Origin of the sequence: Kitasatospora sp. NPDC056138, from assembly GCF_042264695.1 — a bacterium.
GTDB lineage: Bacteria > Actinomycetota > Actinomycetes > Streptomycetales > Streptomycetaceae > Kitasatospora.
Map to the genome: position 1 here is coordinate 24,443 of NZ_JBHJVK010000064.1, position 23,946 is coordinate 48,388.

19 protein-coding genes, 1 tRNA gene, 1 pseudogene and 1 riboswitch are annotated in these 23,946 nt (G+C 72.4%); of the genes and pseudogenes, 11 read left to right on the forward strand and 10 right to left on the reverse strand.

The window, feature by feature from the left end; translation table 11 throughout:
* Window positions 1–821 precede the first annotated feature (821 nt).
* From ACFC1R_RS30135 to ACFC1R_RS30145, 3 genes are all read right to left on the reverse strand, one after another.
* A complete protein-coding gene (locus ACFC1R_RS30135) occupies window positions 822–1,442 on the reverse strand; it encodes a hypothetical protein (protein WP_375943944.1) in 621 nt (206 codons plus the stop codon).
* A 619-nt stretch (window positions 1,443–2,061) separates the two neighbouring features.
* Window positions 2,062–2,149, reverse strand: a tRNA-Ser gene (locus ACFC1R_RS30140).
* A 111-nt stretch (window positions 2,150–2,260) separates the two neighbouring features.
* Complete coding sequence (locus ACFC1R_RS30145; protein WP_375943946.1) at window positions 2,261–3,901, reverse strand: S1C family serine protease; 1,641 nt, start codon at window positions 3,899–3,901, stop codon at window positions 2,261–2,263.
* A 220-nt stretch (window positions 3,902–4,121) separates the two neighbouring features.
* Window positions 4,122–4,269, forward strand: a riboswitch (TPP riboswitch).
* Between ACFC1R_RS30145 and ACFC1R_RS30150 the strand changes: the two genes are divergently transcribed.
* The 4 genes from ACFC1R_RS30150 to ACFC1R_RS30165 all read left to right on the forward strand — a co-directional run bounded on the left by ACFC1R_RS30150 (window position 4,262) and on the right by ACFC1R_RS30165 (window position 8,842).
* The gene (locus ACFC1R_RS30150) at window positions 4,262–5,629 is read left to right on the forward strand and encodes a purine-cytosine permease family protein (protein ID WP_375943948.1); all 1,368 of its coding nucleotides are present in this window, start codon (window positions 4,262–4,264) and stop codon (window positions 5,627–5,629) included. (Overlaps the previous riboswitch by 8 nt.)
* 152 nt (window positions 5,630–5,781) lie before the next feature.
* Window positions 5,782–6,591, forward strand: coding sequence for a glycerophosphodiester phosphodiesterase (locus ACFC1R_RS30155; RefSeq protein ID WP_375943950.1), 810 nt, complete (start codon window positions 5,782–5,784; stop codon window positions 6,589–6,591).
* Between the two features lie 416 nt (window positions 6,592–7,007).
* The gene (locus ACFC1R_RS30160) at window positions 7,008–7,487 is read left to right on the forward strand and encodes an ATP-binding protein (protein WP_375943978.1); all 480 of its coding nucleotides are present in this window, start codon (window positions 7,008–7,010) and stop codon (window positions 7,485–7,487) included.
* A gap of 353 nt (window positions 7,488–7,840) precedes the next feature.
* Complete coding sequence (locus tag ACFC1R_RS30165) at window positions 7,841–8,842, forward strand: DUF5926 family protein (protein WP_375943952.1); 1,002 nt, start codon at window positions 7,841–7,843, stop codon at window positions 8,840–8,842.
* Between the two features lie 258 nt (window positions 8,843–9,100).
* Here ACFC1R_RS30165 and ACFC1R_RS30170 read toward each other — a convergent pair whose 3' ends face one another.
* A complete protein-coding gene (locus ACFC1R_RS30170) occupies window positions 9,101–9,709 on the reverse strand; it encodes a bifunctional DNA primase/polymerase (protein ID WP_375943980.1) in 609 nt (202 codons plus the stop codon).
* 771 nt (window positions 9,710–10,480) lie between these two features.
* On the opposite strand from ACFC1R_RS30170, the gene ACFC1R_RS30175 reads away from it, so the two are divergent.
* The 3 genes from ACFC1R_RS30175 (at window position 10,481) to ACFC1R_RS30185 (ending at window position 15,087) form a co-directional block, all read left to right on the forward strand.
* The gene (locus tag ACFC1R_RS30175) at window positions 10,481–12,070 is read left to right on the forward strand and encodes a PP2C family protein-serine/threonine phosphatase (protein ID WP_375943954.1); all 1,590 of its coding nucleotides are present in this window, start codon (window positions 10,481–10,483) and stop codon (window positions 12,068–12,070) included.
* Window positions 12,071–12,268: 198 nt separating this feature from the next.
* Complete coding sequence (locus ACFC1R_RS30180) at window positions 12,269–13,780, forward strand: aminopeptidase P family protein (RefSeq protein ID WP_375943956.1); 1,512 nt, start codon at window positions 12,269–12,271, stop codon at window positions 13,778–13,780.
* A 236-nt stretch (window positions 13,781–14,016) separates the two neighbouring features.
* Window positions 14,017–15,087 carry a helix-turn-helix domain-containing protein gene (locus ACFC1R_RS30185; protein WP_375943958.1) on the forward strand — a complete coding sequence of 357 codons (1,071 nt, stop codon included), beginning with the start codon at window positions 14,017–14,019 and terminating at the stop codon, window positions 15,085–15,087.
* Here the strand turns inward: ACFC1R_RS30185 and ACFC1R_RS30190 are convergent.
* Window positions 15,084–15,866 carry a MerR family transcriptional regulator gene (locus ACFC1R_RS30190; RefSeq protein ID WP_375943960.1) on the reverse strand — a complete coding sequence of 261 codons (783 nt, stop codon included), beginning with the start codon at window positions 15,864–15,866 and terminating at the stop codon, window positions 15,084–15,086. The genes ACFC1R_RS30185 and ACFC1R_RS30190 overlap by 4 nt on opposite strands.
* A gap of 547 nt (window positions 15,867–16,413) precedes the next feature.
* Here ACFC1R_RS30190 and ACFC1R_RS30195 point away from each other — a divergent pair.
* The gene (locus tag ACFC1R_RS30195) at window positions 16,414–17,385 is read left to right on the forward strand and encodes an urea transporter (protein ID WP_375943962.1); all 972 of its coding nucleotides are present in this window, start codon (window positions 16,414–16,416) and stop codon (window positions 17,383–17,385) included.
* A 74-nt stretch (window positions 17,386–17,459) separates the two neighbouring features.
* Here the strand turns inward: ACFC1R_RS30195 and ACFC1R_RS30200 are convergent, their stop codons facing one another.
* Together ACFC1R_RS30200 and ACFC1R_RS30205 are read right to left on the reverse strand one after the other, a co-directional pair.
* The gene (locus tag ACFC1R_RS30200; RefSeq protein WP_375943964.1) at window positions 17,460–18,074 is read right to left on the reverse strand and encodes a flavodoxin family protein; all 615 of its coding nucleotides are present in this window, start codon (window positions 18,072–18,074) and stop codon (window positions 17,460–17,462) included.
* A 64-nt stretch (window positions 18,075–18,138) separates the two neighbouring features.
* Entirely contained in the window at window positions 18,139–18,573 is a 435-nt protein-coding gene (locus tag ACFC1R_RS30205) for a PPOX class F420-dependent oxidoreductase (protein WP_375943966.1), read from the reverse strand.
* A gap of 374 nt (window positions 18,574–18,947) precedes the next feature.
* On the opposite strand from ACFC1R_RS30205, the gene ACFC1R_RS30210 reads away from it, so the two are divergent.
* Both ACFC1R_RS30210 and ACFC1R_RS30215 read left to right on the forward strand, forming a co-directional pair.
* Complete coding sequence (locus ACFC1R_RS30210; protein WP_375943982.1) at window positions 18,948–20,177, forward strand: sensor histidine kinase; 1,230 nt, start codon at window positions 18,948–18,950, stop codon at window positions 20,175–20,177.
* Window positions 20,174–20,860: a LuxR C-terminal-related transcriptional regulator gene (locus ACFC1R_RS30215; RefSeq protein ID WP_375943968.1), complete on the forward strand. Its 687-nt coding sequence runs from the start codon at window positions 20,174–20,176 to the stop codon at window positions 20,858–20,860. Before ACFC1R_RS30210 ends, ACFC1R_RS30215 begins: the two co-directional genes overlap by 4 nt.
* Before the next feature lie 21 nt (window positions 20,861–20,881).
* On the opposite strand, the gene trxA is transcribed toward ACFC1R_RS30215, so the two are convergent.
* Together trxA and ACFC1R_RS30225 are read right to left on the reverse strand one after the other, a co-directional pair.
* Complete coding sequence (trxA, locus tag ACFC1R_RS30220; RefSeq protein ID WP_375943970.1) at window positions 20,882–21,214, reverse strand: thioredoxin; 333 nt, start codon at window positions 21,212–21,214, stop codon at window positions 20,882–20,884.
* Window positions 21,215–21,217: 3 nt separating this feature from the next.
* Window positions 21,218–21,718, reverse strand: coding sequence for a MerR family transcriptional regulator (locus ACFC1R_RS30225; protein ID WP_375943972.1), 501 nt, complete (start codon window positions 21,716–21,718; stop codon window positions 21,218–21,220).
* 190 nt (window positions 21,719–21,908) lie between these two features.
* On the opposite strand from ACFC1R_RS30225, the pseudogene ACFC1R_RS30230 reads away from it, so the two are divergent.
* Window positions 21,909–23,139, forward strand: a pseudogene (locus tag ACFC1R_RS30230) (IS701 family transposase).
* Window positions 23,140–23,143: 4 nt separating this feature from the next.
* Here the strand turns inward: ACFC1R_RS30230 and ACFC1R_RS30235 are convergent.
* Window positions 23,144–23,788, reverse strand: coding sequence for a hypothetical protein (locus ACFC1R_RS30235; RefSeq protein WP_375943984.1), 645 nt, complete (start codon window positions 23,786–23,788; stop codon window positions 23,144–23,146).
* Window positions 23,789–23,946: the final 158 nt, after the last annotated feature.

Sequence of the window (23,946 nt, forward strand, 5' to 3'; positions counted from 1 at the left end):
CGCAGACCGGAGCCCACGGCCCTGCCCACGCCCGGAACTCTGCTTGAGCCCCGTCGGGACCGCCAACCGCCCCCGGCCGACTTCGTCACCTGAAACCGGCCACACCGGGGCGCCCGCGTGACGCGGTGGCCGAGCGGAACCGCCCGCCGAGGGAGCTCGTCTCCGGACTCGAACAGGTGGAGACGCTGTCGGCGGACGTGGCGTGCGACCGGGAGCGTCCCGCGACCCCGTTCCGCGGATGTTCCACCGGCGCTGGACGGAGGCGGGACGGCGGCGGGTCACCGTGGCGCGGGAACGCGAAGGGCGGGTACCGACTGCTTGCCGGTACCCGCCCTGAGTTGGGACTACGCCCACGTGCGGAGGGTGTCGGATTTGGACCCACGGTGACGGGTCACGCCACGACAGTTCTCAAGGGTTCGACGTCCGGAGTCATCTCGCCTGCCGCGAACCGGCCCGACGGTTGGTCCGAGCCGCATCGTCGTGGCTCACGGGACACACCTGGGGCAGGACCTGACACACGACGTGTTGCGGCAGCTCCGCAGCAGGTCAACGATGGTTCGCCGGGCACAGTCCGAGGTGGACGAAAGCCTGCATCACTTCCCCGGGCAGCAGGTCGCAGCCGTGCTGTGAGGGCTCGGCAGGCCGTCGGCGCGGCCGCCTGGTCGGCGGGACGAGAAACCTCCTGAGCACCCGTCAGCGGGACCCTGTCGCAGCCCGCCGATCGGCAGGTGCCCGCTGCGGCCCCGTGTGTATCCACGAAGCCGGGGGCGTCGGCCCGATTCCGGAGGGCCGGGAGCTTTCCTGTACTCCGGTCGGCGCTGTCACCACTCGTCCCAGTCGCCGATCACCCGGAAGCTGCCCGCGACGCCATCGCCACCGAACAGGCCCCCATGGACGGTACGGGTCACAACGCCATCGGTTTCGCCGTAGGGACCCACGACGGCGACCGGAGCACCGTTGTCGCAGGCAAAGCCGCGGAAGACCTCGACGGTCTTCCGGCTGTCATTGAAAATGCTGAAGCTACTGGCACCCAGTCCGCTGGCCGCAGAGATGCAGCCCTCGACGGCGGCGGGGTACTCGCGTTCGTTGAAGTAGATCCTTCCCTCTTCCTTGTGGCCGTAGCCGCGTCCGCCGCCCTCGCGGTCGCGGCCCTCGTCCCTCTCCCCGCTTGCGCGTCCGCCGCCCTCGCGGTCGCGGCCCTCGTCCCTCTCCCCGCTTGCGCTGCCGCCGCCCTCGCGGTCGCGGCCCTGCGCCTTCTCTCCGCTTGCGCTGCCGCCGCCCGAGGTAGCCACGGCAAGGGTGGCCGGCTGGACAGGCTGGGCCGCCCGCTGAACAGGCGGGGACGCCGGGGTGGATCCGGCGGTCGAGGCGTAGGTGATGCTGGTGGCTGCAAGGACCGCCGCGTTTCCGGCAGCGACCACGACTAATGTGCGCATGCGCATGTCAGTTCTTTCTGTCACACGGACGTCGGCCGGGCGACCGACCTGCGACGAACGTAACGACAGCCCCTATAGCTGTCATTTCGGACATGTCCGAGGTGTGACACCTGGAGTCCAGCCAGGTGGAAATGCGACACGCATCGCATGCCGGTGAAACATCCACCCTTCGCAAGGTGCCCACTCCTGGAAGACTCGCGTGGGCGCCGCAATCGGTACTGCGGCGATAGCCCCCTGCGGCCGCCGCTGGACGACCCGGTCGCCGTACCCCCGCTGCTCCATCAGCGACCACTGGTCACCTACGCGCTGAACCCCGGCCACCAGCAGCCCCGACGGCACTGCGGTGAGCATGGCCGCGGCGATGGCTACGACCTGGGCGGACAGGGCGGGCCCGGAAGGTGCTCGACGGCAAGCGGGACCAGGCCGGCGAGCAGATCGAGAGGGCACCGAGGGAGTCCCGGGAGCAGGACGACAGCCCGTCGAAGTAGTGGCCCACGCTGGCCCGCAACCGGCCCACACGCCGGTCGGGACCGGCACACGGGTGGGGCACCGAGGGACGACAAGCGACAGGGCGGGTACCGGCAATCAGCCGGTACCCGCCCTGATCTGGGACTACGCCCACGTGCGGAGGGTGTGGGATTTGAACCCACGGTGACGGGTCACGCCACGACAGTTTTCAAGACTGTTCCCTTAGGCCGCTCGGGCAACCCTCCTGGCGGAGGTCAGCCTAACGGGTCCGGAGGGATTCGGTGCACACCCTTTTCCGGGACGGGCCGTTTCCTCAGCGGGTCGTTTCCGGAGTGGGGTGGTTCACCGGCAGGGCGTCAGGGGGTGTCGCCCTTGCGCTCGCCGAGGGTCACGGTGGTCTTGGCGGTCTTGCCGTCACGGGTGTACTCGACGGAGACCTTGTCGCCGGGCTTGTACGTCCAGATCTCGCTGACCAGGGTCGGGGCGCTGTCGATCGGGTGGTCGCCCAGCTTGGTGATGACGTCGCCCGCCTTGAGGCCGGCCTGGTCGGCGGGGCCGCCCGGGGTGACGGCCGGGGTGCCCTGGACCGGGCCGGTCTGGATCTGGGCGCCGTCGCCCTTGTAGTCGTCGTTGCGCAGGATCCCGAGGATCGCGTAGACCGGCGTACCGGTCTTGATCAGGTCCTGGGCCACCCGGGCGGCCTGGTTGACCGGGATGGCGAAGCCCAGGCCGATGCTGCCCGCCCGGCCGTTGGAGCCGCCGGTGTTGGACTGGATCGCCGAGTTGATGCCGATCACCGCGCCGGCGCTGTTGAGCAGCGGCCCGCCGGAGTTGCCCGGGTTGATCGAGGCGTCGGTCTGCAGCGCGTTCATGTAGGACGACTGCGCGCCGGTCTCGTCGCCGGAGGCCACCGGACGGTCCTTGGCGCTGACGATGCCGGTGGTGACGGTGCCTTCGAGGCCGTACGGCGCGCCGATGGCGATGGTGGCGTCGCCGACCGCGACCTTGTCGGAGTCGCCGAGCGGGAGCGGGACCAGCTTGTCCTTCGGCGGGTCGTCGAGCCGGATCACCGCCACGTCGTAGCCCTGGGCCCGGCCGACCACCGAGGCGGTGTAGGCGGAGCCGTCCGAGAACTTGACGGTCAGCTTGCCGCCGTTGGCCGCCGGGGCGACCACGTGGTTGTTGGTGAGGATGTGGCCCTCGGTGTCGAAGACGAAGCCCGTACCGGTGCCGGACTCCTGCGAGCCCTGGGCCTTGATGGTGACCACGCTGGGCAGCGCCTTGGCGGCGATCCCGGCGACCGACTCGGGCGACCGGTCGACGGTCCTGTCCCCGGCCTGGATGGTGGTGCTGGTGTGGCTGGCGCCGGAGTTGGCCGTGCTGCCGACGTTGCCGTTGACCGCGGCGCCGACCGCACCGCCCGCGAGACCCGCCACCAGGGCGACCGCCGCGATCAGGGCGACCAGGCCGCCGCGCTTGCGGGTCGGCGGCTTCGGAGCGCCGAAGTCGTCCGGGTAGCCGGGGACACCGGGCTCGCCCGGACCGGCCGGGGGCGCACCCCAGCCGCCGAGCGGCTGGCCTGCGCCGAACGGGTGGTGCGGCTGCCCCTCGGCGGCGAACGCGGTGGTCTGCTCGGCCGGGGCGCCCGGCGCCGCGTACGGGTTCTCGGCGGGCGGCGCGGCCTGGACCACCGGCGGCGGCGCGTCCAGGTAGCCCGGCGCGGCCGGGGCCGCGGGCGGCGGGGCGTCCAGGTAGCCGGGGGCCGGCGCGGCGGGAGCGGACCCGGCCGGCGCGGAGGAGGACGCAGAAGGGGCGGACTCGGAAGACTCGGCGTCCTCCGAGGCGCTCAGCTTGGTGAAGGAGAGCGTCGGCGCGGACTCGACGACCGGCGGCGCGTCGGCCGTCCCGGTGTCATGAGCCGGACCCACCACCCCCTGACCGTCGGAGGTGCGCGCCTCCTCCGGCCCGGTGGACCCACTCGCGTGCTCGGTGCTCACGGACGACCTCCATAGCTGACAGGACCTTGGCCCATAGTTTTTCGCATCCGGGATTCAGATGCCGTAAGGAGCGTTCTGAAGAACTCGTGAGAATCCTTAACCAATCCCGACATGCCCCCGACAGATACGCCACCGACAGGGTGCACCGTCCGTCCGTGATCCGGACAGCCGCCCCCGGGCCTTGGGGGTTCCGGCGCCCGGCGGTTACCCTGGCCGCTCCAAACTGACACGCGGGAGCTTGGACCGTCCAGGCTGAGAGTGCGCCGATCGGACCGTACGCCATTCATCATGGCGGCGGGCACGAGGGGGCGCAGACCGCTCGAACCTGTCCGGGTAATGCCGGCGTAGGGAGCATCGGCCATGTCGGCTGTCTCTGCACCATCCTCCGACGCGTCCGCGAGAGCCTCCGAGCGCTCCGAAGCACCGCTGACGCTCGACACCGCACCGCCGCGCACGCTCGGCTTCCGCGACCAGTTCGCGCTCTGGGCCAACCTCGGGGTCAGCCTGATGGGCTTCAGCGGTGCGGCCACCGTGCTCGGCGCGGCCGGGTCCGAGCTGTCCTTCACGGCGGCCGTGACGGCGATCGTGGCGGGCACGGTGATCGGTACCGCGATGCTCGGCGTGGCCGCGCTGATCGGCGCCCGGACGGGTGCCCCCGCGATGGCCTCGCTGCGCGGCCTGTTCGGCACGAAGCTCTCCTACCTGCCGACGGTGCTGAACATCGCCCAGTGCATCGGCTGGGGCGTCTACGAGCTCATGGTGATCGCCATGGGCGCGCAGGCGGTGGTCGGCACGGACGGCTGGCGCTGGCTGTTCGTGGTGCTGGCGGGTGCGGTGACCACGGTGCTGACCATCTGGCCGCTGGGTTCGATCGCGGTGCTGCGCAGGTACGTCGCCGCGGCGGTGGGCCTGGCGATGGTGTACTTCACCGTCCAGCTGGGCCGTCTGGGCTTCCCCGACCCGGGCGCGGGCAACTGGAACGGCTTCCTGCACGCGACCGACGCGATCGTGGCCGTCTCGATCTCCTTCGTCCCGCTGGCCGCGGACTACACCCGGCACTCGCGCACCCAGGGCGGCGCGTTCTGGGGCACCTTCTCCGGCTACACGGTGGCCCAGGTCTGGTGCTACGTGCTGGGCCTGATCGCGCTGCTGCAGTCCGGCGGCGACGTCTCGAAGATCTTCTCCTCGTTCACCGGGGTCGCGGCCGGCTGGGTCTTCCTGCTGGTGCTGGTGCTGCGGGAGACCGACCAGTCGTTCGCCAACGTGTACTCGACCGCGATGTCGGTCCACAACCTGTTCCCCCGGGTGGACCGCCGCGTGCTGACCGGCGGGATCGGGGTGCTGGTCACCGTGCTGGCGCTGCAGATCCAGGAGTTCACCGCCTCGTACTACAACTTCCTCGGCCTGATCGGCTCGGTGTTCGTGCCGCTGCTGGCGGTGCTCGCGGTGGACTACTTCCTCGGCGCGGGACGCCACGGCTGGAACCTCGACCAGGACGCCCCGACCCGCTGGCTGATGCTGGCGCCGTGGCTGCTCGGCTTCGCCACCTACCAGTTCCTGGCACCGACGCCGATCGCCGACTGGTGGACCGGTCTGTGGACGGACCTCCAGTCCGCCGTGCACTTCACGCCGCAGGAGTGGAGCTCCGCCTCGCTGTTCGGTTTCCTGGTACCGGCGTTGGCCACCTGGCTGCTGACCCTGGTCCGCCGCGACGAGACCGTCGGCTGACCCGATCCGCCCTTCCCGAAGTGATCCGTCCCCGGAGCGAACCCGGGGACGGATTCGTTTTCCGCCACATTTCTCCCGGCACAGGTTTTCTTCACCACGAGTTCCCCGTGCCGACGGCTCCGGTCCATCCGGGGCCTCGTAGGCTTGGCGCCGTGGAAACCCGGAACCTCTCAGCGTCGGCGCCAGGAACCCTCGACCGCGAGGCCGTCCGGGTCATCGCGCACCGGGGCTCCTCCGCCGCCCTCCCCGAGCACACCCTCGCCGCCTACCGCCGGGCGATCGAGGAGGGGGCCGACGGCCTGGAGTGCGACGTACGGCTGACCGCCGACGGCCAGTTGGTCTGCGTCCACGACCGTACGGTCCGGCGCACCTCGAACGGGCAGGGCACGGTGTCCGCGATGACGCTGGCCGAACTCTCCCGGCTGGACTTCGGCTCCTGGAAGTCGCCCGAGGCGCCCGAGCCCAGCCCCGTCCTCACCCTGGCCGAGCTGCTGGAACTGGTCGCCGACGCCGGGCGGCGGATCGAGCTGGCGATCGAGACCAAGCACCCGACCCGGCACGGCGGCCGGACCGAGACGGAACTGCTGCGCATGCTGGGGCACTACGGCCTGCTGCCCGCGATGTCCGGCGAGTCCGCGGTCCGGGTCATGAGCTTCTCCGAGCTCTCGCTGCGCCGGATCCGCCGTGCCGCACCGGCGATCCCCACCGTCTACCTGCTGGAACGCCGACTGCCGCTGCTCGGCCGGACCAGGGCGCTGCCCGGCGGCGCCCGGATCGCCGGCCCCGGCATCGAGCTGATCCGGGCCGACCCCGGCCTGGTACCGGCGCTCCGGCGGGCCGGGCACCGGGTGCACGTGTGGACGGTGGACGACCCGGCGGACGTCGAGTACTGCCTGGAGCTCGGCGTGGAGGCGCTGATCACCAACCGCCCGCGCGAGGTGCTGGCCCAACTGGGCCGCTGAGCAGGCCACCAGGCACCCCGGCGGTACTCCTGCCGCGCCTTCGGCGGTACCCCTGCCGCTCCCCCGTGGCAGGAGCGGCGACAGGACCGGCGACAGGACCGGCGACAGGCGCCGCCAGTGGCAGGTGAATTGGTGCACGCGGGCGTGAAGCGGGCGCAAACAGCGGCGCAAACACGGCTCAAGCCACTCGTGTTGGCGAATTCCATACGCTTTCACAACAGTGCGTGAGCAGGTAATCACCATTTGCGTACCGTGAGTTGCGGCACCGGGAAATGTCCGGCCGGGTTCACCGACCGGTCGTTTCCGACGGATTCCCAGGGGGCATCCATCCCTCGGCGAATGCTGAAGGAGGTCCGGGGGTGGCTTTGATGGTCGCGCACGCTGTGCTTGTCAAGTCCGGTCCCACTTCATCGACCATGGCCGTACCGCACGGCCCTGCCAGTGTCGCAGTCGCGCGGCGAAGGCTGCGGCGTGATCTGGGGGACCGCGAGATACCGGATGCGGTGATTGACGATGCAGTACTGATCCTTTCCGAACTGCTCAGCAATTCCTGTCGATACGCCCGTCCACTGCCGATCCCGGCGGCGCTCGGCGACGAGGTGGAGAGCGCCGCGGCGGCCGATCTGCTCGACCCCGATCTCGGCGAGACCGGCGGGATCCTGGTCCGCTGGCAGTTGCACGGCGAGGACCTGCTCGCGCTGGAGGTGACGGACGGCGGCGCAGCCACCCGGCCGCTGCCGGCCCGGCCGTCGATGACCTCGCGCGGCGGCCGCGGCCTGGGCATCGTCGGGCAGTTGGCGAGCGACTGGGGCGTGCGGGACGCGCCCGGCCAGGTGACCGTGTGGGCCCTGCTGCCCGTCCGGGCGCACTGCACACCGACCGCCAGGAGCGCCTGACCCCGGGAGCGCCCCGCTTCGGGCACCGCCGGCTTCGGCGTCCTGATCCGGACGCCTCCGGATCCGGTGGCCTGATGCGGGAACACCCGGATCCGGTCGCCGCCCGGTTCGGACTGACGATCAGGCGGACTCACGATCAGCCGGCCTGCGGGGCGCGCTCGGGCGTCCGGCCGGGGGCAGGCGAGGCCCAACCGGCCCGCCGGGCCCGGCCGCTCGCAGCCCTCCTCCGGTTCGCACACGGCTGACCGGACCAGGCCCCGTGCCCCGGGCGTCGACGAGGTGCCCGACATCGGCGGGAAACCTCAGTAGGCTGCCCGGGAGCAAGTCGTCGCCGTTCCCGGGAGAGCCGCACCATGGCCAAGAAGGCCGCGAAGAAGTCGCCGCAGCGCCGTCCGTCCACCACCGTGAGCACGGGAGAGGTCCCCGTCGTCGGTGCCCGTGAGGACTGCCCGTGCGGCTCGGGCCGCCGCTACAAGGCCTGCCACGGCCGGGAGGCCGCACACGCGGTGCAGGAACTGGTGCACCGTCCGTTCGAGGGCCTGCCGGGCGAGGCCGACTGGGTCGCACTGCGCGAGCTGGTCCCGGCCGCGACCGCGCCGCTGACGCTGAACGCCGAGGCCGCCGCGAGCGCGGTCGGCGAGGTGCCCTCGGTGACCCTGGCGACCGTGCTGCCGCTGGCCTGGCCCGCGCTGCGCCGCCAGGACGGCTCGATCCTGCTCGGCCTGCAGACCCAGTCCTCCTCCGGCGACCTGAGCCGCGACCTGGCCGACGCCCTCGAACTGGCCCTGGCCACCGAGCCCGGCACCCCGGTCCCGGCCCGCCGCACCGTCGCCGGCGGCCGCCGTCTGCAGGAACTGCTCGACGTGAACGCCGAGTTCGCTCCGACCGTGTTCAGCGGCTTCGAGTTCTGGCTGGAGGACGCCGAGGGCGCCACCGGTGAGGTCGCCGCCTCGCTGGAGCGCGCCAACGCCTCCGCCATCCCGACCGAGAAGCTGGCGTCCGTGGACGCCGCGTACTGGTGCGCCGCCACCGACAAGAACCACCTGCGCTGGGTGATGACCGTCCCCGAGGAGCACCTGCTGGACGCCCTCGCCCGGCTGACCGCCGCCGACCAGTCCTCGCTCGGCCAGGACACCCGCCTGGTCGGCTCGTTCCGCGCGCACGGCCTGACCGTGCCGGTCTGGGACCTGCCCTCGACGATGACCGCCGACGAGTGCGAGAAGCCCGCTGCCGAGTTCGCCGAGCGCCTCGCGGACACCCTCACCGCCCTGGCCTCGGCCGACGCCACCCCGCTGACCGGCGACGAGCGCCGGGCCCGGGCCAACCTGGTGAACCGTCAGGTGACGCTCAACTGACAAGCCATCAGAAAGAAAAGTGACTCGCGTCACATTACCCCTCGGTTTCCCCCTCGATTCGGGGAAATCACCAGGTGACACGGCTCGTGGATGACCCGTGGACAAATTGGCGCGGACGCGGATCTTTGTTAGCATTTAAACAGTCCGGTCGCTGGTGCATCCCCCGTCGCCAGCGGCCGGATCTTTCATTTTCCGGGGCGCCCGGCCGGGGTGTTCTCCCGGGGCGCCCGCAGCGTGGAACCGCACCGCCCGCCGACGTCAGAAGGCCAGTCGACTGCCCCCCGGGGCGGCCCGGCTCGCCGCGATCAACCCACCCAGCAACGGCTCCACTTGGGGCAGCACGGGCATCCCCTCGGACGGCGTCCGCACCCAGCGGACCGAGCCCGCTCCGGTCCGCGAGGGCGGCAGCAGCAGATAACCGTCCGGCCCGTGGAAGCGCAGCGAACCCGGCACCCAGGGCAGGTCCGCGAGCAGCCCGCCGAGCCCCTCCAGCGTGTAGGGCGCCACCAGCAGGACGTACCGGTGCCTGCTCGCCAGCACCGGGCCGAGCGGCAGCCCGAGCAGGTCGAAGTACGCCAGCGCCCGCTGCCCCGCCTCCGCCGGGAGGCTCACCGCGCAGACCGCCCGGCCGGTGGCGAGCAGCACGGGCGAGTCCGGACTGCGCTCACCCCACCACCAACTCACCATCCGCGCGTCGGTGCTGGCGGCCAGCAGCGGCGGGTCGTGCGGGTGCGCGCCCGGCACCGGGCACCTCGGGTCGTCGCAGGAGCACGGCCCGAGCAGTCCGGGCACGGCGTACGCGCCGGGGAGCACCGGCCAGCCGCGCCCGGCCGCCGCCAGCGCGGTGCGCAGCAGCGCGGCCCGCATCCGGCGCCGACTGCCGGGCCAGCGCAGCCAGTTCCGGCGCGGCCACCGGGCGTGCGGCCGGCGCGCCCCGGAGGAGGGCCGGCCCTGGGAGTTCCGGCCCAACCAAGTCAGCCGGGAGCTCGTACGTTGCATGAGCACTCGTTCCTTTCCGCGACCGTTGGGCTCAGGCGCGACCGTCGGGGCTCGGGCAGCGACCGGCGGGCTCGGGGAAGCCGTCAGTCCGTCGGATCGTCGGACCGGTTCGGGCTGCTCGGGCCGTTCGGACTGCACCGGCTGTTCGAACTGCACTGGCCGCACTGGCGGTTCGGACCGTTCAGGCCGGCTCGAACCGACGGTGCACCACGACAGGACATCACAACAGGGCATCACGACACGGGACGCGAACGGGCAGGCACGGACCTCGGGTCGGCCCCTGGAACGAGAATCGCCCATCCGACTGGACCGACGCGGTCGGGAGCACAACGGTTCCACCGTACGGGTGAGTCGAATCCGGCCGCGCCGGGTCCCGGACCGCCGGAGCCTACGATCCGGAGCGCCCTGCGGGCATCGCGGACGGCCGCGGCCTGCGGCTCACCGGGCCCGGACCGGACCGCCCGACCTCGTCCCGATTCTGGACATGCCCCGATCGGCCTGTGTACAAGTGGTGGATTGGTGCCGAGTAGTGACGTAGCAATGCTTTTGTGCGGTGCGATCCTTTTGTGTACCGCAGTCCTCTGTGCGCTCCTGGGAGTCCTGCGTGACACACACCAGTCTGTGGGGAGTTGGGGCGGAATGACCGACGCCAAGCCGCTCGACCTGCCGCTGCCGGGGCCCGCCGGCCCGGCCGGCCCGGAAGCCGTACCCGGCCCGCCGCCGGGGCCCGCCCCGGGGCTCGCCCTGCTCGCCCCCGGTGCCGACCGCTGCGGCGGGGAGCCCTCCCCGACCGGGCATCCCGCCGGGAGCCCGCTGCTCGCGGACCTCACCGGCCCGGCGGGCACCGGCGCGAGGAGCGCCGACGCGTACCCGGCGGGACCGGACCGTGCGGCCGACGGCGAGTACCCCGCCGAGGCGGACGGCTCGCCCGCCCTGCAGGACCGTTTGACCGGATGGCTGTCCGATTTCACCGCGCTCCACGAACACACCGGCCGGCTCGCCGCCACCCGCGGGCTCGCCGCCTGCCTGACCACCGTCCTCGACTCCGGCGCCGCCCTGCTCGGCGCCCGCCGGGGACTGATCACCACCACCGTCCCGGGCTCGGGACGCCCGGTCGGCCTCGGCCTGGACCGGGCCGGGATCGGCGCGCTGGAGACCGTGCCCACCGAACACGGCCCCTTCGCCGGTCTGCTCAGCCGTCCGGGCAGCCCCGGACAGCTGCTGATCGCCGACCTCGCCACCGATCCCGCCGCCGGCCCGCGCTTCCGCGAGGTCGCCGGCCAGCTCGGCCTCGGCGCCTGCTACGCCCTGCCGCTCGTCACCGAGGAGGACGGACCGCTCGGCGCCGTCGCCTGGTTCTACGACGAGCCCGCCGAACCCGACCTGCGCCGACGCCGGCTCGCCCGGCTGTACTGCGAGTTCGCCGCACGGCTGCTCGCCGGACAGCTGGAGGCCGACCGCACCCGCCGGGCCACCGAGGCGCTGCGCCGCGGTCTGCTGCCCGACCGGCTGCCCACCGTCCCCGGCCTCAGACTCGCCGTCCGCTGCGTCCCCGCCGAGCTCGAGTGCTCCACCGGCAGCGACTGGTACGACGCCATCTCTCTGCCCGACGGCACCCTCGGCCTCACCGTGGGCAGCGTCTCCGGCGACGGCCCGGGGGCCGGACCGGCCTCCGCCGCCGGGGCGACCGCCGCGATGAGCCGGGTGCGGGCCGCGCTGCGGGCCTACGCCGTCCTGGAGGGGGAGGACCCGGTCTCCGTCCTCGGCGACCTCGAACTGCTGCTCAAGACCACCGAGCCGGCCCGCACCGCCACCGCCGTCTACGCCTGGGTGCAGCCCGAGGAGCGGCAGATCACCCTGGCCGGTGCCGGCCACTGCCCGCCCGTCCTGGTCACCCGCTACGGCGCCAACTTCGTCGAGACCTCGCTCTCCGCGCCGCTCGGCATGCTCGCCTGCTGGGAGGCGCCCGGGGTCGAGCTCGACGCCGAACGCGGCGACCTGCTGCTGCTCTACACCGAGGGACTGGCCCGTCGCTTCGGTCCCACCCTGCACGCGGGGCAGGCCGCGCTGCGGCGTGCGGCGGCGGACGCCCCGCGCGACGTCCGCCTGGACCCGGACCGCTTCTGCGCCCACCTCCTCGCCATCTGCCCGGCCGTCGGGGGCGGCACCGAGGACGGCACCGCACCGGCCACCGACGACCTGGTCCTGCTGGCGGCCCGCTTCGAGTGACGGACGGCCCGGCCGGGACGGGTGTTCTCCAGGGCCCCGGGCACACCCCGCAAGGCGACCGGGCCCGGCCGGGCCCGGTGGGCCGGAGAAACCGGGCAACCGTTCGGCCGGGCATCCGTACCATGGGACGCACGACCGCCCACGCGCGTCGCGATCCGACGCGTCCGGGGCGGTACCACTCGCAAGGAGGCGACGTACGTGACCGAGGACCGCACCCCGGCGGCAGCGGAGAACCCCGAAGGCGCTGCCGACGGCGGCCTGGAAGCCACCGAGCAGCCCGTCCAGGGCCGGAAGAACGGCCTCTACGGCGGGATCTCCGACGAACTCGCCGCGTCGATGAAGTCCGGCTGGGCCGACACCGAGCTGCACGACCTGCAGCCGGTCGAGCAGGCCTCGTACGCCGCCGAGCGCCGTGCCAAGCTCTCCGCCGCGTACCCGGGCGAGCGTCTGGTGATCCCCGCGGGCAACCTGAAGACCCGCTCCAACGACACCGAGTACAACTTCCGCCCGGCCAGCGAGTACGTCCACCTCACCGGTGACCGGACCGAGGACGCGGTCCTCGTCGGCGAGCCGACCGGCGGGAGCGGCCACGAGTTCCACCTCTACCTGCTGCCCCGCTCCAACCGTGAGAACGGCGAGTTCTGGCTGGACGGCAACGGCGAGCTCTGGGTCGGCCGCCGCAACAGCCTCACCGAGGCGCAGGCGCTGTTCGGCCTGCCCGCGCGGGACGTCCGCAAGGCCGCCGAGGAGCTCGCCGAGGCCGCCGCGGACGGCGTCCCCACCCGGATCGTGCGCGGCTACGACGCCGGCCTGGAGGCCGCGCTGGCCACGGTCCTGGACGCCGCCAAGGACGACGAGCTGAAGATCTTCCTGAGCGGTCTGCGCCTGGTCAAGGACGAGTGGGAGATCGGCCAGCTGCGGGCCGCCTGCGCCGCCACCGTCAACGGCTTCACCGACGCGGTCCGGGAGCTGGGCCAGGCCGTGGCCACCTCGGAGCGCTGGATCGAGGGCACCTTCTGGCGCCGCGCCCGGGTCGAGGGCAACGACGTCGGCTACGGCTCCATCTGCGCCGCCGGTCCGCACGCCACCACCCTGCACTGGGTCCGCAACGACGGCGAGGTCCGCCCCGGCGAGCTCCTGCTGCTGGACGCGGGCGTGGAGACCCACACCCTCTACACCGCCGACGTCACCCGCACCCTCCCGATCAACGGCCGCTTCAACGATCTGCAGCGCAAGATCTACGACGCCGTGTACGCCGCCCAGGAGGCCGGTATCGCGGCCGTCAAGCCGGGCGGACGGTTCCGCGACTTCCACGAGGCCTCGCAGCGCGTCCTCGCCGAGCACCTGCTCGCCTGGGGCCTGCTCGACTCCTCGGTCTACGACGTCGAGAAGGTCATCGAGCTGGGCCTCCAGCGCCGTTGGACCCTGCACGGCACCGGGCACATGCTCGGTCTCGACGTCCACGACTGCGCGGTGTCCCGCCGCGAGGAGCACGTGGACGCGCTGCTCCAGCCCGGCATGGTGCTGACCGTCGAGCCCGGCCTCTACTTCCAGCTGGACGACCTGACCGTCCCCGAGGAGTACCGCGGCATCGGCGTCCGGATCGAGGACGACATCCTGGTCACCGCCGACGGCAACGAGAACCTCTCGGCCGGGCTGCCCCGCCGCTCCGACGAGGTCGAGGCCTGGATGGCGGGCTTCGCCGGCTGACCGGCCCCGACCCCGAACGGCCGGGCTCCCCCTTTCCACCGGGGAGCCCGGCCGTCCCCGTTCTCCCGCAGGGTTCCCCCGCAGGGTTCTCCCGCCGGCCGGCCGCGGTGCTCCCCGGTCCCTTGCGGCGCCGCCCTCCGCCGACCCGGACACCCGGCCCAGACGGTGGCGCGAACCACTACACTCACGAAGATTCCGCCAGTGGAGGATTCCGCCAGCGAGGGAGAGGCCGGCACATGTCCACGGAGCAGGCTGCGGGCAACCTGGTCGCGGTGACCATCGGGCGCCGGCCGGAGCCCGTCCACACCGTCGCGGTGTACGCCTTCGACGGCATGGCGCCGTTCGAACTCGGCGTGGTGGTCGAGGTGTTCGGCCTCGCCCGGCCCGAGCTCGGCGGGCTGCTGGCGGCCCCCTGGTACGGACTCAAGGTCTGCGCCGACCGGCCGGGCACACCGCTCGCCGCGGTCGGCGGCTTCTCGATCACCGCCGAGTACGGACTGGACGAACTCGCCGCAGCCGACACCGTGATCGTGGTCGGCGTGCCCAACCCGTTCGGCGGCGCGGGGGAGCATCCCGGCCGCCGGGCCGGGGGCGTCTCCCCGGGCCTGGTCGCCGCACTGCGCACCGCCCACGAACGCGGGGCCAGGATCGTCTCCATCTGCTCCGGCGCCTTCGCACTCGCCGCGGCAGGACTGCTCGACCACCGCACGGCGACCACCCACTGGCGGTACGCCGAACTCCTCCAGCAGCGCCACCCGTTGGTGACGGTCGACCCCGACGTGCTGTACGTGGACGACGGCGACGTGCTCACCAGCGCGGGCAGCGCCGCCGGGATCGACCTCTGTCTGCACCTGGTCCGCCGCGACCACGGCGCCAAGGTCGCCAACACCGTCGCCCGCCGCTTCGTCGTGGCGCCCCACCGGGACGGTGGCCAGGCCCAGTTCATCGAGGCGGCGGTCAAGCCGGTCGAGGAGGAGGACGACGGTGTCGCCCGCTCCATGCAGTGGGCCCTGGCCCACCTGTCCGGGCCGCTCACCGTCCCCCTGCTCGCCCGGCAGGCCCGCATGTCGGACCGCTCCTACCTGCGGCACTTCACCGCCCGCAACGGCACCAGCCCGATGCGCTGGGTCGTCACCCAGCGCATCGCCGCCAGCCTGCCGCTGCTCGAGTCCCCCGACGGCACGGTCGAGGAGATCGCCGCCGCCGTCGGCTTCGAGAGCGCCGCGACCTTCCGCCACCACTTCGGCCGCACCATGCGCACCTCACCGACCGCCTACCGGCGCACCTTCGGCCGCACGGCGGCCTAGGCCTGCGGTCCGGACGGCTGGGTGCGGTGTTCCGCGTTGGCGAGGATCGCGTCGTGCAGCCACTGGGCCAGGCCGGGGGCGAGGTCCTCGTAGGTGGCGGTGAAGCGGGGGTCGGCGGTGTACATGGCGCCGAGGCAGCGGTGGATCTCGTAGGTGCAGTCGTAGAAGTTGTCGCTGATGTGCCGCCGGTGGGTCTCGGCGAGTTCCATGGCCTCGGCGCCGTCGGCGGGCCGGCCGGCCTCGAACACCTCCACCAGGCGGGAGTTCAGCGCGTCCGTCTCGGCCTTGATCCGCTGCCAGTCCTCCTTGCCGTACCGGCTGGTGCGGCTCTGCGACTGCTTCCAGGCCTCGGTGTTGCCCCAGCGCCGCTCGGCCTCGTCCTCCCACTCCTCCTGGTAGTCGCTGCCGAAGACCTCGAACTTCTCCTCGGGCGTCAGCTGAATGCCCATCTTCCTTGCCTCCATGGCGTGTTCGACGGCCGCGGCGAGTTCCTGGAGATGGCTGATCCGTGCGCTGATCAGCTGGTGCTGACGGCGCAGGTGCTCGGTCGGGCTGACCGAGTCGTCGTCCAGGATGGCCGCGATCTCTTCGAGGGGGAAACCGAGTTCGCGGTAGAAGAGGATCTGCTGCAGCCGGTCCAGGTCCGTCTCCTCGTACCGGCGGTAGCCAGCCGGGGTTCGGCCGCCGGGCGACAGCAGTCCGATCTCGTCGTAGTGGTGCAGGGTCCGTACGGTCACCTTGGCGATCGACGCCACCTGTCCCACCGAGTACGTGCTCATCGGACTCGCTCCCTCCTTGATGACCTCAGCCTGCTGCCTCACGTTGCGTGAGAGTCAACCCGTTGGGGCCGACCCGTGGAAGCCGCTCCGTGAGAGCCTCCCCGGCGCGGCGGCCGGACCGGGCTCCAGCGTGCACCCGGGCATTCCCTCGGACCGGAAGCCCCGGCCGGGTCACCCGAATTGCCCGGAGAATATGCGTTGGTGCCCTTTTCCTTGGACCGACCGTCCGCCGATCCCGAGTGCGTCCGGGTACATCCGAGTGCGCCCGAGTAAAACTTCGCAGAGAAGAATCCGGCCGACAGACCGGCACCCGCCAGCACGTTCAACAGATTGTTGCAGCTCAGCACGGCGTGGTGGCACTGCGTGAACAGTGAATGACTTTACGCGTCCGAGCGGGCCGGGGACGACCGGGAGTACGGTTCCCGAGGAATCGCCGGGAATCACCGGAACCCGCCCACGAGCGGGCCGGGACGGGTAAACCGGCGGCATTCGCCATGCCTTGGACAGCCACAGCGGGAAGCAGCCACAGCGGGAAACGGTGCGGAGTATGGATCGCGGCAGCAACGCGCAGGACCCCACGGGAGCCACCCGCCCGTCGGTCCCGGGGCTGCCGGCCGAAGTCCTGCGCGGGATCGCCCAGGTGGACTTCATGCCCAGCGCGCTGTGCGGGCTGTTCTTCACCGCCGCGCTGTTCGCCGCCGGCTGGCGGTACGGCCTCTACGGGCTGCTCGGGAGCGCGGTCGCGACCGGCACGGCGTACGCACTGGGCCTCGACCGCGAAGCGGTCGGGCGGGGCCTGCACGGCTACAACGGCTGCCTGGTGGCCCTGGGCGCAGCGGTCTTCCTCGGGGCGGACCACCTCGGCACCGTCCCGGTCGCCGTCGCCGGTTCCGTCGTCTCGGTGATCGTCACCGCGGCGCTCGGCGCGGTGCTGACGGCGTGGAACCTGTCGGCGCTGACCGCCCCGTTCTGCCTGGTGGCGAGCGTCATGACGGTCGGAGCCCCCGCCTTCCGGCGGCTCTGGCACGGCACTCCCGGGCTCGCGGCCCTGCCCGCGCCCGCCACCGGTGCCACCGGCCCGAGCTGGGAGCAGCTCTGGCACGGCTTCTTCGCCGACTTCGGGCAGGTCTTCTTCATGCCCCAGTGGTACGTCGGCCTGCTGTTCCTGGCCGGCATCGTCGCCGCCGACCGGTGGGCGGGCGTGATGGCCTGCGCCGGCAGCGCCACCGCGCTGCTGACCGCCTGGGCGCTCGGCTCGCCCGCCGACGGCGTGGGCCGGGGCCTGCTCGGTTACAGCGGGGTACTGACCGCGATGGCGCTGAGCGGGGTGTTCGTCGTCCGCAGCGCCTGGAGCGTGGCGTACGCCCTGGTCGGGGCCGCCACCGCCACCGCGCTGACGCCCGCGCTGGCGGCCCTGACCGCGCCGTTCGGGGGGCACGCGTTCACCTGGCCGTTCGTCCTGACGACCCTCGCGTTCCTGGCGGCGGTGCCCGCCGTGTCACGCCTGCAGCGCGTCTGAACGGTCCGTCAGAAGGCGCTGCGGGGGCCCGGGGTGTGGCCCCGGGCCGTACGCGAGGGCCGGTCGGGGCGCTCCTACCGGGTGAAGAAGGTCTTCGCGGCGAGCACGGACTCCTCGTCGTCGACGACGTCACCGGGACGGTTGGCCCGGCCGACCAGGGTCCCGCCCCAGCCCATGCCGAAGTAGCCGGCGCAGCGCTCCAGGGTCGCGGCCAGCAGGTCGGCGTCGGAGCGCGCGGCGGCGCACGAGGAGACGCCCCAGAGCGTCAGCCCGCCCATCCGCCGCTTGAAGTCCAGCCCGGGGACGGACAGCCAGCCGGCCCAGTGGTCCAGGTAGAGCTTGGTGCTCGCCGAGACGGAGTACCAGTAGAGCGGGGAGACGATCACCAGGTCGGTGGCGTCGAGGGTGGCGTCCAGCAGGTCGCCGAGTGCGCCGGTGGGGCGGGAGAAGCCGTCACCGGCGTGGCGGAGGTCCTCGAAGGCCGGCAGGTGCAGCTCGTCGAGGCGCATCCAGCGCTGCCGGACCTCGGCCGGAAGCTGCTCGGCGGCGAGCCTGGCCAGCAGTTCGGCGTTGCCGTCGCGGCGGGCGCTGCCGAGCACGAAGAGGAATCTGCGAGTAGCCGGGTCGGCGGTCCCGGCCTGGTCGGTGCTCCCGGCCGGGGCGTGGTCCGGCGTGCTGTAGTCGCTCATCCGATGATCGTATCGATCAAGCGCGGTGCACGGGGCCGGAGTTGCCGCCCCGGTCGACCGGTGCTCAGCCGGCCACGGCGCCCACCGCGGTCACGTGGTCGATCCGCACCCTGACCAGCAGGCTTCCCGGGACGCCGTTGCGGGCCGCGAACTCCTCCCGCCGGTCCGCGCCCATGTAGCGCGCTCCGAGCAGCCCGGCCCACTCCCGCACCTCGGCCGGGTCGTCGCCGAGCGCCGCCGTCCCCCGGACCAGGGCGAAGGAGAACGGCGGCCGCTCGTCGTCCACACAGAGCATCACCCGGTTGTCGCGGGCCAGGTTGCGGCCCTTGACGGTGTCCCGGCCGGTGTTGAAGACGAGGTCGTCGCCGTCCAGCAGGAACCAGACGGGCGCCACGTGCGGGCTGCCGTCGGCATTGGTGGTGGCCAGCTTTCCGGTACGGGTACCGGCGGAGAGGAAGGCCCGCCACTCGGTCTCGGTCATCTGAGGCATGCGGCCCATGCTGACCCAGGCAGACCGGACATACCAGGACAACTCGCCGGGTCGACCGATCGGTTGACCCGGGGCGGCCGAACCGGGGCGAGGATGGGGGTACCGGGACGGACATCCTGCCGGAATCCCGGCTCGACCACCCGGCCCCGGCCATCCGGCCCCCGGCCCCCCGGCCCCAAGCCATCGAGCCCCCAAGTCACCAAGCCACCAAGCCACCGATTCGGAAGGAGCCCGGCGTGCCGGCACCACACCGCGCGGACGGGCCCCCGTCGCCCGCCGGTCCGGGAACGACCGCCGGTCCGGGAACGCCCGGGTATCCCGGCCCCGGCACGGGCCTCGGCGCGGACGTCCCGCCTGACCGGCCCGCGCTGCTGGGCACGGTGATGTACGGCGCGTTCCTGCTCCTGCTGGTCGCCTCGCTCACCCGCTTCCTGCTGCACCACGGCGAGAGCGGACGCGCCGCCTGGGTGGTCGGGCTGAGCGCCGTGCTGGCCCTGGTGCAGCTCGCCGGGACGGCGCTGCCCGGCGGCCGGCGGCAGCGCCCGGTCCGTCCGGGGCCGGCGGGATGGGTCGCGCGGGTGCCGCTGCCCGTGCTGCTGCTGGTGCTGGTGGTGGGTCTGTGGGTGGTACTGGTCCTGCTCGCCCCGAGCTTCGCCTGGTGCGCCGTTCCGCTGGTGTACACCGCGCTGCGCACGCTCCCGGCCCGTGCCGCGATCCCGCTGGTCGCGGCGATGACCGCGCTGGTGGTGCTCGCCGAACGGCGGCTGACGGCGGGCTTCGACCCGGTCGCGCTGCTCGCCCCGCCCGCCGTGGCGGGGCTGGCCACGGCGGTCTTCCTGCACATGGAACGGCAGGCCGCACGCCAGCGTGCGCTGATCGCGGACCTGGTGCGCACCCGCCGCGAACTCGCCGCCACCGAACGCCGCGAGGGCACCCTCGCCGAACGCCAGCGCCTCGCCATGGAGATCCACGACACCCTGGCCCAGGGGCTGTCCAGCCAGCAGATGCTGCTCCAGGCCGCCGACCGGACCTGGGACGGCGACCCCCGGACGGCTCGGACACACGTCCGCACCGCCGCCGGGATCGCCGCCCGCAACCTGGCCGAGGCGCGCCGCTTCGTCCACGACCTCGCCCCCGCCGAGCTCGCCGGCGGCGCCGGACTCGACCAGGCCCTGCGGGCGCTCGCCACCCGCGAGTCCGCCGAGAGCGGCCTGCCGGTGCACTGCCATCTGGACGGCACCCCGGTACCGCTGCCCGCCGCCGTGCAGTCCGCGCTGCTGCGGATCGCCCAGGGCGCGCTGGCCAACGTACGGGAGCACGCGCACGCCCGGACCGCCGCGCTGACCCTCTCCTACCTGGGCGACCAGGTCGTCCTGGACATCAGCGACGACGGCACCGGCTTCCGGTCCGACCTCACCGCCACCGGTCCCGCAGCCACCGGTACCACCGGCACCACCGGTGCCACAGCCCCCGACCGGGGCCACGGCCTGCCCGCGATGCGAGCCCGGGTACGGCAGTTGGGCGGCACCCTGACCGTCGAGAGCACTCCCGGCGAGGGCACGGCCGTGTCCGCCGCCATCCCCCTGGACCCACCCCCCGTGGAGGACCGATGAACACCGGGAACCGGATCCGCCTGCTGGTCTGCGACGACCATGCCGTGGTCCGCGCCGGACTGCTCGCGCTCCTCGCCAGCGCGGACGACATCGAGGTGGTCGGCGCAGCCGGCAGCGGTGAGGAAGCCGTCGCCATGACGGCCAAGCTCAAGCCGCAGGTCGTCCTGATGGACCTCCAACTCGGCGCGGGCATCGACGGGGTGGAGGCCACCAGGCGGATCACCGGCCGGAGCGCGGAGCGCGGCGCGGCCCGGGGCGCCGACCAGGACACCGACCGGCCGGGGCCGCCGTACGTCCTGGTCCTGACCACGTACGACACCGACGCCGACATCAACCGGGCGATCGCCGCCGGGGCCACCGGCTACCTGCTCAAGGCCGAGCGCCCGGAGGAGCTGTTCGCCGCGGTGCACGCCGCCGCCCGGGGCCGCACCACGCTCTCGCCGCCGGTGGCCTCCAGGGTGATGGCCCAGCTGCGGACCCCCGTACCGCACCTCACCGACCGGGAGCAGGACATCCTCGCCCAGCTCGCCCAGGGGCTGGGCAACCGCGAGATCGCCCGCGCCCTGTTCATCAGCGAAGCCACCGTGAAGACCCATCTCGGCCGGATCTACGCCAAGTTGGGCGTCGACACCCGCTCGGGCGCCGTCGCCGTCGCCAAGGAGCGCCGACTGCTGCGCGACTGACGGCACCGGGGTGACGGCCGGTCAGATCACCTCGGACAGCTCCCGCAGCAGCTTGGCCTTGGCCCGCGCGCCGACCATGCTCTTCACCGGCTGCCCGCCCCGGAAGACGATCAGCGTGGGCATCGACAGCACCCCGTACGCCGCCTGGGTCTCCGGGTTGGTGTCCACGTTCAGCTGGACGATCCGCAGCCGGTCCGCCTCCTCCCGGGCGACCTCGGCCAGCACCGGCGCGATCATCCGGCAGGGCGGGCACCAGTCGGCCGTGAAGTCCACCAGCACCGGCAGTTCGGACGCCAGCACCTCCGCCGCGAAGTTCTGGTCGGTGACCGACTCGACTCCCGTGATCTGCACCATGGTTCAGTTCCCCTCTGTCTCGGTCGACGTCTCGGTCGACGTCTCGGTCGACGCCCCGGTCGGCGCCTCGGTCGGCGTCCCGGCCCGCGTAGCGGCCGGATGCGCGGTCAGCTCACAGCGCGGCTCGGGCCCTCCGGGCTGCGCGGCCTCGGCCTCCAGCTCCGCCCTGGCGAGCTGGGCGCCCACCTGGTCGCGGACCTCCTGGAGCCGGGAGATGCACCGGTCCAGCTCGGCCAGCTTGCTGCGGTAGACCTCCAGCGAAGCCGGACAGGAGTCCCCGGCCCGGTGCCCGGCCCGCAGGCACTCCACGAACGGCCTGGTGTCCTCCAGCTCGAAACCGAAGTCCTGGAGCAACCTGATCTGGTGCAGCAGCCGCAGGTCGTCCTCGCCGTACGACCGGTAGCCGTTGCCGCTGCGCCGCGCGGGCAGCAGACCGCGCGACTCGTAGTAGCGCAGGGTGCGCGTGGTGGTGCCCGCCTTCTCGGCCAGTTCTCCGATCCGCATGGGGACGACCGTAGACCTTGACCCCGACGTCAACGCCAGCACTTCCCTGCCGCGCACCCGGTCCACCGGCGGCGCCGGGAGGTGCGGGCCCGGTTCCGGAACGCGGCCTAGTAGGGCTTGGTCATGTTGGTGCAACGGTGGCGTGTCCATGGGGCAGTTGTGTCGTTGATGGTGTGTGACACCTGGCGAGATGCCTGAGGTCCGGGAGGACCTGGAGGCGTTCACGGCGGAGCTGTTCGAGGCGTTCACGCGCAACGATCAGCGTCGTTGGGGGCGGGTGTATGTGCGTGGGCTGTTGATGGACGGCGGTCGCAAGTCAGTGGAGCCGATGGCTTCGCGGCTTGGTGAGGATGGCAACCGGCAGGCGCTGGCGCACTTCGTGACGACCAGTCCGTGGGATCCGGCGCATGTGCGGGCCCGGTTGGCGTGGAGGATGCAGGCGGAGCTGAAGGCGACGGCGCTGGTCATCGACGACACCGGGTTCCTCAAGGACGGTGACGCCTCGGCGTGTGTGTCGCGGCAGTACACGGGTACTGCGGGCAAGGTCACCAACTGCCAGGTGGGCGTCTCGCTGCACCTGGCCGTCGACTGGAGACTGTTCCTCCCGCAGTCCTGGGATCCGGCCTCCGAGAAGGCTGAACCGGCGAAGGTGGCCCGCCGTGAGCGGTGCCGGGTCCCCGTCGACCTGGGGCACGTGGAGAAGTGGCGGCTCGCCCTGGACATGGTCGATGAGACCCGTTCCTGGGGTGTGCACGTCCCGCTGGCCATCGCGGATGCCGGCTACGGCGACGCGGTGGCGTTCCGCCTGGGCCTCAACAAGCGCGGTCTGAACTACGTGGTGGGGATCTTCAGCACCCTCAGCGCCCAGCCGGGCTCCGCGAGGCCGTTCACCCCGCCCTACAGCGGGACCGGACGGCCGCCCGTGACCAGGTATCCGGATCCGGCGAAGAGCGTGAAGGCGCTGGTGAAGGATGCCGGGCGAAATGCGACCAGGCCGGTGTCCTGGCGTGAGGGGATCCCGCCCGGGCAAGGGCCGTTCCAGAGTCAAGCGCATGTATTCGCGCTTCGTCGCACTGCGGATCCGCCCTGCCGGCCGCGAGATTCGCGAGGCCACCGACGGCGTCGAGCTGCCCGAGTGCTGGCTGCTGGCCGAGTGGCCCGCCAAGGAGGCCGGGCCGGTGCAGTTCTGGCTCTCCGACCTGCCCGCCGACACCCCGCTGACCACCCTGGTCCGCCTGGCCAAGCTCCGCTGGCGCATCGAGCACGACTACCGCGAGATGAAGCAGGCCCTGGGACTTTCCCACTTCGAGGGCCGCACCTTCAACGGCTGGCACCACCACGTCACCCTCGTCGCACTCGCCCACGCCTTCTACACCCTGCGGAGGCTGGCCCGAGCCCCAAAAGAAACGGCAGCGGCCTGAGCCTCTACCAGGTCGTCCGCGAGCTGCAGACCATCCTGGCCACCTGGGCCGGCTCCTGCCCCATCTGCCACCGAGACATACCCACGCGAGAACACACCTGACCAAGCCCTACTAGGCGGTCGACGGCGTCTTGCGGCAGGGCGTCGTCCCCACAGGCGGGGAGTAGCAAGAGCAGACGGGCATAAGGGTCCGTAGTGGTGCCGCCGGGCAGGCCATTGTCCGCCACGGCGACCAGCTCCGGCCAGGACAGGCCAGGGCCCATGAAGTGTCCGTCGTCGCGCGCGAGCAACTCGGCGCCATCCCAATCGGGATGGTGCACCAGATAGTCGACCCCCGCCTCGTCGGGATGGGCGTGGTAGTCAGAGGGCATGCGGTAGACGACGTGCAGCCGCAGGCCCGCTGCCAGCGGAATGGTGAATACGGGCCAGTCAGTCCGTTGCCACAGCCGCTGCTGGTAGGTCCGGTGATCCGCCCAGGCATAGTCCGGTCCGAAGAACAGCCCCCGAGCTCCGCCGGCACCCCAGGTGTAGAGGTGCCTCATCCAGAACAACCTCTCGTCCAGCAGTTCGGGGCACCGGTTGAAGGGGCCGTCGTGGTAGCCGGGGATCCGTACGGGATGCAGATCTACATCGTTGGTCACGCGGGCCATCATGCCGCGTCGTCGTTCAGCCAGCGACTGGCCCGCTCCCAAGCGATCTTTGCGGGACAGCCCTTAGAACTCGTAACACGATCACTGACCTTGGGTGTTGAGGCGTCGCCAGCAGATGACCGCGCAGGCGAGTGAGACGAAGGCGTTGTGGAGGTCGA

Excerpts from the sequence above, each read along its gene's own strand:
- trxA (WP_375943970.1), bottom strand. The coding sequence starts at position 21,214 with ATGGTGCAGATCACGGGAGTCGAGTCGGTCACCGACCAGAACTTCGCG.
- ACFC1R_RS30205 (WP_375943966.1), bottom strand. The coding sequence starts at position 18,573 with ATGGGCCGCATGCCTCAGATGACCGAGACCGAGTGGCGGGCCTTCCTC.
- ACFC1R_RS30165 (WP_375943952.1), top strand. The coding sequence starts at position 7,841 with ATGGCCAAGAAGGCCGCGAAGAAGTCGCCGCAGCGCCGTCCGTCCACC.
- ACFC1R_RS30150 (WP_375943948.1), top strand. The coding sequence starts at position 4,262 with ATGTCGGCTGTCTCTGCACCATCCTCCGACGCGTCCGCGAGAGCCTCC.
- ACFC1R_RS30160 (WP_375943978.1), top strand. The coding sequence starts at position 7,008 with ATGGCCGTACCGCACGGCCCTGCCAGTGTCGCAGTCGCGCGGCGAAGG.
- ACFC1R_RS30235 (WP_375943984.1), bottom strand. The coding sequence starts at position 23,788 with ATGGCCCGCGTGACCAACGATGTAGATCTGCATCCCGTACGGATCCCC.
- ACFC1R_RS30210 (WP_375943982.1), top strand. The coding sequence starts at position 18,948 with ATGTACGGCGCGTTCCTGCTCCTGCTGGTCGCCTCGCTCACCCGCTTC.
- ACFC1R_RS30195 (WP_375943962.1), top strand. The coding sequence starts at position 16,414 with ATGGATCGCGGCAGCAACGCGCAGGACCCCACGGGAGCCACCCGCCCG.
- ACFC1R_RS30200 (WP_375943964.1), bottom strand. The coding sequence starts at position 18,074 with ATGAGCGACTACAGCACGCCGGACCACGCCCCGGCCGGGAGCACCGAC.
- ACFC1R_RS30225 (WP_375943972.1), bottom strand. The coding sequence starts at position 21,718 with ATGCGGATCGGAGAACTGGCCGAGAAGGCGGGCACCACCACGCGCACC.
- ACFC1R_RS30135 (WP_375943944.1), bottom strand. The coding sequence starts at position 1,442 with ATGCGCATGCGCACATTAGTCGTGGTCGCTGCCGGAAACGCGGCGGTC.
- ACFC1R_RS30175 (WP_375943954.1), top strand. The coding sequence starts at position 10,481 with ATGACCGACGCCAAGCCGCTCGACCTGCCGCTGCCGGGGCCCGCCGGC.
- ACFC1R_RS30170 (WP_375943980.1), bottom strand. The coding sequence starts at position 9,709 with ATGCGGGCCGCGCTGCTGCGCACCGCGCTGGCGGCGGCCGGGCGCGGC.
- ACFC1R_RS30215 (WP_375943968.1), top strand. The coding sequence starts at position 20,174 with ATGAACACCGGGAACCGGATCCGCCTGCTGGTCTGCGACGACCATGCC.
- ACFC1R_RS30190 (WP_375943960.1), bottom strand. The coding sequence starts at position 15,866 with ATGAGCACGTACTCGGTGGGACAGGTGGCGTCGATCGCCAAGGTGACC.
- ACFC1R_RS30185 (WP_375943958.1), top strand. The coding sequence starts at position 14,017 with ATGTCCACGGAGCAGGCTGCGGGCAACCTGGTCGCGGTGACCATCGGG.